Genomic DNA, 6,698 nt, shown 5'->3' on the forward strand with positions numbered 1-6,698 from the left:
GGCCGGGCCGGGCGCCCGGGTCGGGCGCGCCGGGGCGGGTACAAGACGCGCCCCCACCCGCCACGGGGGCCGGGTGGGGCCACATGCGGTTCCGGGCCACGGACGGTCGCGATGCCCTCGGCGACCGTCCGGGTCCCGGTCCCCGCGCCCTGTCCCTGAGCGCGGGGTCGGACGCCTCGTCAGGCGTCGGTCTTCACCGGCCGGGGGCCGGAGGTCAGGTCCGCGACCTCGTTGCCGTGCACCACGGTGGTGGTGGGCTTGACGGTGCGGATCAGGAACGGGACGGCGCCGGCGATCACGCAGACCACGGCGGCGGTCCAGAACGCGTGCTGGTAGGCGTCCAGGGTGGGCAGCGTGACCGGGATCGGCAGCTTCATGGTGTCGCCGGTGAGGATGGCGGCCATGACGGCGGTGCCGATCGCGCCGCCGACGGTGCGCAGCACGGCGTTCATGCCGTTGGCGATGCCGCTCTGCTCGACCGGGACGGCGCCGTTGATGTAGGCCGGCATCGCCGAGAACGCGAGGCCGATACCGAGGCCGAAGATCGCCGAGGAGAGGTAGATGTCCGCCTCGTGGCTGTGCCGGACGGCCAGGTAGGCCATCGCGACGGCGCCGAGGACACCGCCGAGGACCAGCGGCAGGCGCGGCCCGCGGCGGGCGATCAGCACGGCGCCGAGCGGGGCGGCGACCATCGAGCCGAGGGCGGACGGCAGCAGCATCACACCGGCGTGCAGCACGGTGGCGGTGAAGCCGTAGTGCGCGAGCTTCTCCGGGGTCTGGGCGAAGTTGCTGATCACCATGAACGAGCCGTACATGCCGAAGCCGATCAGCAGGCCGGCCAGGTTGGTGAAGGCGACGGCCGGGCGGGACATCATCGTCATGTCGACCAGCGGGTGCTTGACCTTGACCTCGATGACTCCCCAGATCAGGGCGACCACGGCGGCGACGGCGAACAGGCCGAGCGTCCGGGTCGAGGTCCAGCCCCAGGTGTTGCCCTGGCTGACCGCGACCAGCAGGGCGGAGAGCCAGCCGGCCAGGGTGATCGCACCGAGCGGGTCGGCGCCGCCCTCCTTGTCCGTGACCGGGTCGGTGGGCACCCGGACGGCGACCAGGGCGATCGCGAGCAGGCCGAAGAAGAGGCCCATCCAGAAGATGGACTTGTAGCTCCAGTGCTCCAGGAGCAGACCGGTGGCGACCAGGCCGAGGCCGCTGCCGACACCCATCGAGGCGCTGATGGCGGCGACGCCGCCGGTCACCTTCTGCTTGGGGAGCTCGTCGCGGACGATGCTGATCGCCAGCGGGAGCACGCCACCGCCGGCGCCCTGAAGGACGCGGGCGAGGACCAGCCAGGTGAAGGAGTGGGTGGTGACGGCGAGCGCGGAGCCCGCGGCCAGACCGGCCAGCGAGATCAGCAGCATCGGCTTGCGGCCGCGCAGGTCGCCGAAGCGGCCGAGGAGGGGGGTGAGCACGGCGGCGGAGAGCAGGTTGGCCGTCATCAGCCAGGTGATGCTGGAACCGGAGACGTTCAGTTCCTTGGCGAGCGAGGGCAGGATCGGGACGACCGCGGTCTGCACCACGCTGAACGACAGCATCGCCAGGATGAGGGCCGGCAGGACCCGGGCGCTGCTCTGCTTCTCGGCCGCGACGGTGGGCTGTGGTGCCTCACTCACGGTTGCTTCCTCCCGTACATAGTGAATGAACTGAAGTAACCATGCAGGGAGATACTTCAGAGTGTCAAATATCCATGGGTTAAGCCTTGGCAAAGTCGAAGGGTTCGCGCCGTGGAACGCCGCAGGGCCCCGGCCGGATCGGCCGGGGCCCAGCGGGCTCGGGTGTCAGACCAGGGGCCTGAGCGGGAGTGGGCGGGCCGGCTCGTCGGGGGCGGGGGAGGCGGGCCCGGGCGACGGGGCGGAGGCGGAGACCGGGGGGTTCGAGGCCGTCCCGGTGGTGTCGTGGACCTCGACGTGCTCGCGCCGCAGCTCGTCGCGGATCACCTCCTCGGCGGTGTACCGCTCCACCACCAGACGGACCCGCTCGATCGGCGCGAGGTACTTGCGGACCACCGGGCGCTCCTCGCGCAGGGTGACCTCCTCCACCGCCTCGGCGATGTCCTTCTCGCTGAGCGCGGCCCGCTCGGCCTCGCCGACCGGCATCCGCTCGACCCGGACCCGTTCGCGGACCACCGGGACCCGGCGCTCGACCGGCTCGCTGGTCACGTACTTGCGCAGCTTGGCCGTGCCCACGACGTGCCACTCGGTCGTGACGTCCAGCCGCTCCTCGCGGCAGGTGATCTCCACCGGGCCGCCGGGCGTGGACGCGACCGCACCGTCGGCGGAGCGCGAGGTGCCGGTGGCGGACGGCGTGGCCTGCGAGGGCGAGGGCTGCGAGGCCGCCGGCGGGGTGCCGTTGGCCGGGGCGGGCTGCGCGGACTGCGGGCGCGGCTCGGCGGCCGGGGCGGTCGCCGCGGTGGAAGCCGGCGGCGCCGCGGCGGGCGTGGGGGTGGCGAGGGTCCGCACGTTGGCCTCCGTGACGGGGTCGGCCGGCTTGCCGGAACCGGCTGCCGGAGTGGTGGTGGCCGCGGCGGCGGCCGTGTGGAAGGTGAGCGACTTGGCCGGGGCGGCGGCGGACGGCGTGGCCGGCCGGCTCCGCGCGGCCGCTGCGGCCGCGGCTGCGGCGCCCGCCGTTCCGGCGACGCCCGCGAGGGGCGTGCCGTTCGAGGCGGTGGTGCCGGGGGTGCCGTTCGACGAGGGCGTGTCCGCAGGGGTGCCGTTCGACGCCGTCGTGCCGAAGTCGAGGTCGGCCGGCTCGGAACCCGAGCCGGGGCCGTCGCCCGCCGACGGCTGCCCGTCCAGCGTCGTGTCCAGTCCGTAGTAGCGGTAGAGCTGGAGCTCCTGCGCCGGGGACAGGTGCTGGCCCACGCCGAAGTCGGGCGACTCCTTCACCAGCGACTTGTCGTACGGCACCCGCAGCTCGTCGCCGGAGAACTCGCTCGTGGTCAGGGGGACGAAGGCGTCCCGGCCGAAGATGCCGGTCCGGACGGCGGCCCACTCGGGCCGGCCGGTCGCGTCGTCCAGGTACACCTCGTCGACGGTGCCGATCTTGTCTCCGTTGCGGTCGACCGCCTTGTGGCCGATGAGGTCCCGGGGGTCGATATCGGTCTGCACTCTTTCCTCCAGTGCGCTCGTCCTGCGGCTCCCGCAGGACGGCGGCCGGCCCGCCCGTCCTGTCCGCCACTTCACACCAAAAGCCATGAACCGGACGTCCGCGACCGGGACGGGGCCGGACGGGCCGGGCCGTCGTCCGTCCGGGTCACGGCCCAACGGGCCGAGTGACCTGACGCACCCGTGATCGGGCGGCCTCCCGCTGGTACCCTGGGCGCGACCGCCGAGCCCGCTCGGGAGAGTCCCCGACAGTCGAAACCGCTGGTCGGGGCGCCGAAGGAGCAACTCCTCCCCGGAATCTCTCAGGCATCCGTACCGTGTGGGCTAGGTCACTCTGGAAAGCAGGGCAGGACCGTCGGCGAGGGAGCCGTCGGACCCCACCCTCACCGACGGTGCAAGCCGGCGGGGCGCCCACCGTGCCCCCGCGCGGGTGAAGCTCTCAGGTCCCGATGACAGAGGGGGAGGCCTGTCGGGTTCGTCCGCCCAGGCCGCTCCGCTGTTCTCCGCAGCGGCGAAGCCGTCCGGCGTGCGCACCCCCGCCGGTCCGTGACCAGGAGGCCTCGACCACCATGAACGCCCAGCCGAACTCGGGACGCCCCACCACCCCCGCGACCCTCACCGAGCTCGAACAGGCCAGCCCCTTCGAGAACCGCCACATCGGCCCCGACGCCGCAGCGCAGGAGAAGATGCTGGCCCAGGTCGGGTACGGCTCGCTGGACGAGCTGGCCACGGCCGCCGTCCCCGAGGCGATCCGCTCCATCACCGCGCTCGACCTGCCCGCAGGCCGCAGCGAGGCGCAGGTCCTCGCCGAGCTGCGCGAACTGGCCGACCGCAACCAGGTGCTCCAGCCGATGATCGGCCTGGGCTACTACGGCACCTTCACGCCGCCGGTGATCCTGCGCAACGTGCTGGAGAACCCGGCCTGGTACACCGCCTACACCCCGTACCAGCCGGAGATCTCGCAGGGCCGGCTGGAGGCGCTGCTCAACTTCCAGACCATCGTCTCCGACCTGACCGGCCTGCCCACCTCCGGTTCCTCCCTGCTGGACGAGGGCACCGCGGCCGCCGAGGCGATGGCGCTCGCCCGCCGCGTCACCAAGGTCAAGGGCGGTGTCTTCCTGGTCGACGCCGAGACGCTTCCGCAGACCACCGCGGTCATCAACACCCGTGCCGTGCCGACCGGCGTCGAGGTCGTCGTCGCCGACCTGTCCGAGGGCATCCCGGCCGAGATCGCGGAGCGCGGCGTCTTCGGCGTGCTGCTCCAGTACCCCGGCGCCACCGGTGTCGTCCGCGACCTCACCCCCCTGATCGAGCAGGCCCACGGCCTCGGCGCGATCGTCGCCGTCGCCGCCGACCTGCTGGCGCTCACCCTGCTCAAGTCCCCGGGCGCGCTCGGCGCCGACATCGCCTGCGGCACCTCGCAGCGGTTCGGCGTGCCGATGGGCTTCGGCGGCCCGCACGCCGGCTACCTCTCGGTGCGTGCCGAGTACGCCCGCTCGCTGCCCGGCCGCCTGGTCGGCGTCTCCGTCGACGTCGACGGCAACCGCGCCTACCGCCTGGCGCTGCAGACCCGTGAGCAGCACATCCGCCGCGAGAAGGCCACCAGCAACATCTGCACCGCCCAGGTGCTGCTCGCCGTCATGGCCTCGATGTACGCGGTCTACCACGGTCCGGACGGTCTGGCCGACATCGCCCGCCGCACCCACCGCTACGCCGCCGCGCTGGCCGAGGGCCTGACGGCAGGCGGCGTCGAGCTGCTGCACGGCGAGTTCTTCGACACCGTCACCGCCGTCGTCCCCGGCCGTGCCGCGGAGATCGCCGCCGCCGCCCGCGCGAACGGCGTCAACGTCTACCAGGACGGCGAGGACCGGATCTCGGCCTCCACCGACGAGACCACCACCCGCGAGCACCTGGCGGCGGTCTGGGCCGCGTTCGGCGTCGAGGGCGTCGAGGTGGCGGAGGGCGCCGACGCGCTGCCCGCCGCCCTGCTGCGCGAGGACGAGTACCTGACCCACCCGGTCTTCCACAGCCACCGCTCGGAGACCGCCATGCTGCGCTACCTGCGCCGCCTGTCGGACCGTGACTACGCGCTGGACCGGGGCATGATCCCGCTGGGCTCCTGCACCATGAAGCTCAACGCGACCACCGAGATGGAGCCGGTGACCTGGCCGGAGTTCGGCCAGCTGCACCCGTTCGCGCCGGTCGACCAGGCCGCGGGCTTCCTCACCCTGATCCGCCAGCTGGAGCAGCAGCTGGTCGAGGTGACCGGCTACGACGCCGTCTCCATCCAGCCGAACGCCGGCTCCCAGGGCGAGCTGGCCGGCCTGCTGGCCGTCCGCGCCTACCACCACGCCAACGGCGACACCCAGCGTGACGTCTGCCTGATCCCGTCCTCCGCGCACGGCACCAACGCCGCCTCCGCGGTGATGGCCGGCATGCGGGTGGTCGTCGTCAAGACCCTGGTCGACGGCGACGTGGACGTGGCCGACCTCAAGGCCAAGATCGAGCAGCACCGCGACAGCCTCGCCGTGCTGATGGTCACCTACCCGTCGACCCACGGCGTGTACGAGACCGAGATCACCGACATCTGCGCGGCCGTGCACGACGCCGGTGGCCAGGTGTACGTCGACGGGGCCAACCTGAACGCCCTGGTCGGCCTGGCCAAGCCGGGCAAGTTCGGCGCGGACGTCTCGCACCTGAACCTGCACAAGACCTTCTGCATCCCGCACGGCGGCGGCGGCCCGGGCGTCGGCCCGGTGGCGGTCCGCGCGCACCTCGCGCCGTACCTGCCGAACCACCCGCTCCAGGAGGAGGCCGGCCCGGCCACCGGTGTCGGCCCGATCTCGGCGGCGCCGTGGGGCTCGGCGGCGATCCTGCCGATCTCCTGGGCGTACGTCCGGCTGATGGGCGGCGAGGGCCTCAAGCGCGCCACCCAGGTCGCGGTGCTGAACGCCAACTACATCGCCAAGCGGCTGGCCCCGCACTTCCCGGTGCTCTACACCGGCCCCGGCGGTCTGGTGGCGCACGAGTGCATCATCGACCTGCGCCCGCTCACCAAGGAGACCGGCGTGACGGTGGACGACATCGCCAAGCGCCTGATCGACTACGGCTTCCACGCGCCGACCATGTCCTTCCCGGTGGCCGGCACGCTGATGATCGAGCCGACCGAGTCCGAGGACCTGCACGAGATCGACCGCTTCTGCGACGCGATGATCGAGATCCGCGCCGAGGTCGAGAAGGTCGGTTCGGGCGAGTGGGCCGCGGAGGACAACCCGCTGCGCAACGCCCCGCACACCGCCGCCACGCTGGTGGGCGAGTGGACGCACGGCTACTCGCGGCAGGAGGCGGTCTTCCCGGCGGGCGTGAACCCGGCGGACAAGTACTGGCCGCCGGTCAGCCGGATCGACGGCGCGTACGGCGACCGCAACCTGGTCTGCTCCTGCCCGCCGCTGGACGAGTACGGCGTCTGACGCAGGACCGGTACGGCCGGCCCGCGGACACGTGGACAGGGCAGGGCCCCGGCGGAACGTTCCGCCG

General features: G+C 72.9%; 3 protein-coding genes and 1 riboswitch. Of the genes, 1 reads left to right on the forward strand and 2 read right to left on the reverse strand.

The window, feature by feature from the left end; translation table 11 throughout:
* Positions 1–179: 179 nt before the first annotated feature.
* The gene (locus tag ACFWOG_RS38520; protein WP_329877937.1) at positions 180–1,670 is read right to left on the reverse strand and encodes an MFS transporter; all 1,491 of its coding nucleotides are present in this window, start codon (positions 1,668–1,670) and stop codon (positions 180–182) included.
* A gap of 165 nt (positions 1,671–1,835) precedes the next feature.
* The gene (locus ACFWOG_RS38525; protein ID WP_380364197.1) at positions 1,836–3,164 is read right to left on the reverse strand and encodes a DUF2382 domain-containing protein; all 1,329 of its coding nucleotides are present in this window, start codon (positions 3,162–3,164) and stop codon (positions 1,836–1,838) included.
* 221 nt (positions 3,165–3,385) lie between these two features.
* Positions 3,386–3,489, forward strand: a riboswitch (glycine riboswitch).
* A 241-nt stretch (positions 3,490–3,730) separates the two neighbouring features.
* Between ACFWOG_RS38525 and gcvP the strand changes: the two genes are divergently transcribed.
* Positions 3,731–6,631 carry an aminomethyl-transferring glycine dehydrogenase gene (gene gcvP, locus ACFWOG_RS38530; protein WP_355405629.1) on the forward strand — a complete coding sequence of 967 codons (2,901 nt, stop codon included), beginning with the start codon at positions 3,731–3,733 and terminating at the stop codon, positions 6,629–6,631.
* Positions 6,632–6,698 lie beyond the last annotated feature (67 nt).

Source organism: Kitasatospora sp. NPDC058406 (assembly GCF_042722765.1).
Taxonomy (GTDB): Bacteria; Actinomycetota; Actinomycetes; order Streptomycetales; family Streptomycetaceae; genus Kitasatospora.